The organism is Mesorhizobium sp. M7A.F.Ca.MR.148.00.0.0, assembly GCF_003997735.1.
Classification (GTDB): domain Bacteria; phylum Pseudomonadota; class Alphaproteobacteria; order Rhizobiales; family Rhizobiaceae; genus Mesorhizobium.
This window is the reverse complement of the sequence record NZ_RZTB01000237.1, coordinates 1-2,814: the sequence shown is the minus strand read 5'-3', so window position 1 is coordinate 2,814 and position 2,814 is coordinate 1. Positions and strand designations below refer to the sequence as shown.

The 2,814-nt window shown below is 60.4% G+C and carries 2 protein-coding genes; both read right to left on the bottom strand.

The window, feature by feature from the left end:
• Nucleotides 1-111: 111 nt before the first annotated feature.
• Nucleotides 112-1,284: a M20 aminoacylase family protein gene (locus EOB49_RS33450; RefSeq protein WP_127383458.1), complete on the bottom strand. Its 1,173-nt coding sequence runs from the start codon at nt 1,282-1,284 to the stop codon at nt 112-114.
• A 248-nt stretch (nt 1,285-1,532) separates the two neighbouring features.
• The coding region (locus EOB49_RS33445; RefSeq protein WP_164781912.1) for an aldehyde dehydrogenase at nt 1,533-2,814 on the bottom strand (1,282 nt) is incomplete at its 5' end.

Here is a 2,814-nt window from a genome sequence, read left to right as displayed (position 1 = left end):
GTCAGGGAGGAGGTCGGCGACGCGATTGAGCACGGGCATGGGAGTTTCCTTCGTAGGAGAGGGGAAGCTCATTTGGCCAAGACGAGACCACTGGCCTATCTCGCGAACACCTCAAGCCTTGAGCGTGTTCTCCACGAGCTTGATCCAGAACGAAGTCCCGTACGGAATCGCCTCGTCGTTGAAATCATAGGCGGCGTGATGTAGTTGGGCGCTGTCGCCATTCCCGAAAATGACGTATGCACCCGGTCGCGCCTCCGCCATGAAGGAGAAATCTTCCCCTCCTAATACCGGAGGGGTCTCGTGCACATTGTCTTCACCAGCCACGTCCTTCGCCGCCCTGATCGCAAGCTCGGTCGGCGCGGCATGATTAAAAACGACGGCATCGCTGCTCTCGATCGTAAGATCTATCTTGGCGCCGGTGACCTGGGCGATGCCGGCGACCACCTCGCCGATGCGTTTCTTGACAAGCTGACGCACCTCGGGCTTCAGCGTGCGCATGCTGCCTCGCAGCTCTGCTGTCTGCGGAACTACTCTCTGCGTGGTGCCGGAATGGAATTCGTGGAACGAAAGCCCCGCCGATTCCAAGGGATCGACGTTCTGGGCTAAGACTTGCTGCAGGGCCGTGACAAGCTGAGCGCCCACTAATATCGAGTCGATGCATTTGTGCGGCCTCCCGGGATGGCCGCCAAGACCTTCGATTCTGATCTCGATGCTGTCCGTTGCCGCCAGCACCGGACCTTGCCGGATACCAAAGACACCAATCGGCAAGCCCGGAGCGTTGTGCATGCCAAAGACCTGATCGATTCCGAAGCGCTCCATCAGCCCGTCATCGAGCATCGCTTGCGCGCCTGTACCGACCTCTTCCGCGGGCTCGAATATCAAGACTGCAGTGCCGGCAAAATTCCGGGTTTCGGCAAGGTAGAGCGCCGCTCCCAATAACATCGCGGTGTGGCCGTCATGACCGCAGGCATGCATCAAGCCCTTGCTCTTGGAGGCATAGGGGAGACCGGTCCCTTCCTCAATTGGCAGCGCATCCATGTCAGCGCGCAAGCCGATGACCTTGAGATTGCCGTTGCTCATGGCCCTCTTACCCTTGATGACACCAACGACGCCGGTCCTGCCAATGCCGGTCACGACCTCGTCGCAGCCAAATTCGCGCAGGCGCTCGGCGACGAAGGCCGAAGTGCGGTGTTCATCAAAGCCCAGTTCGGGATGTGCGTGGATGTCGCGGCGATAGGCCACGATGTCAGGGAGGAGGTCGGCGACGCGATTGAGCACGGGCATGGGAGTTTCCTTCGTACGAGAGGGTAGGTTTGATGCTGGCTCGCCTCTTCGATGGGCGATCTTGGGAATGTTAATTTGAAGCGATATCGGCCTCCACATCCTCCAACTAGTTGTCGCCATCTTGGTCGAGCCTGAACACCATTTCGCCACTCCAACAATAAGTTTCTGCTATCGGTATCGAAGTGGAGGTCCATGCAATTAGAGCGAACGTACCGTTCGCCTCGGACACCTCAAATGAAACCACTCTCCTAGTTTCCTTGAGGTGGAAAGATTGATTTCACCTCAAGGAAAGCCGCCAGTCCCTCTGGCCCGAGTTCGCGACCAAGACCGCTGCCCTTGACCCCGCCGAAAGGCGCGTCGATATGGAGAGTGTAACGGTTGATGCCAACAACACCCGCCTCAATCCGGCGCGCAATCGCCATGCCTCGTTCGGCGTCGGACGTGAATACCGCCCCGCCAAGGCCGTATGTCGTGCCGTTGCAGATCGCGAGTGCCTCCTCTTCGTTGCCGTACGGGATCACTGACACCACCGGCCCGAAGATCTCCTCCTGGGCGATCCGCATTGCGCTGTCGACGTCGCGGAACACCGTCGGCTGGATGTAGTACCCGACGTCCAGGCCCTCCGGCCGGCCACCACCGGTTACGGTCTTCGCACCTTGCTCGCGTCCGGACGCGATGTAATCCTCGACGCGATCGCGCTGCCGCTTCGCCACTAGCGGGCCAACCTGCGTCGCGGGATCGAGCGGGTGGCCCACGACGAGAGCGGCCATTTTGCTTGCGATCCCCTCTACGACTTCGTCGTAGCGCGTGCGCGGAGCAAGCACCCGGGTGAGCGCATGACAGATCTGGCCGCTGAACGGTATGCACGCGGGCGCAACCAGTGGGAGAAAGGTGTCGAGATGGGCGTCGTCGAGCAGCAGTGCCCCCGACTTGCCACCAAGCTCCAGCGTGAAACGCGCGAAGCGCTCGGCGCAGGCCAGCGCTACCTGGCGCCCGGCGTGCGTTGACCCGGTAAAGGACACCTTGTCGACACCCGGATGAGACGCGAGCAGCGCTCCTGTTTCGCGCCCACCGAAGACGATATTCACAACGCCCGGTGGAATGCCTGCCTCGTCCAGGGCTTCGGCAAGCAGGTATGAGTCCAGTGATGCTTCCGGTGGCGGCTTGATAATTGTCGTACAACCGGCAGCCATTGCCGGAGCCAGCTTCCAAGCGATGGCTCCCTGAGGGCCATTCCACGGCACGATCAATGCAGCAACACCTACCGGTTCTCTCCGAATGACCGTTCGCAACCCGTGTCCGATGCGCTCGGACTCGACTTCCAGCTGATCAGCGAGTTCAGCATAATAGTCGTAGTACTTCGATGTGCCACTTCCATTGGACTGCACGGAGGCTGCAAGGGGCATGCCAATCTGCGCGGTGACAATCGCGCCGAGTTGCTCGGCGCGATTGTCGATTGCACGGGCGAGCCTGCGCAAATAATTGGCTCGCTCCGATGCAGGCAACTGCGGCCAGCCGGAATTCCTAAAC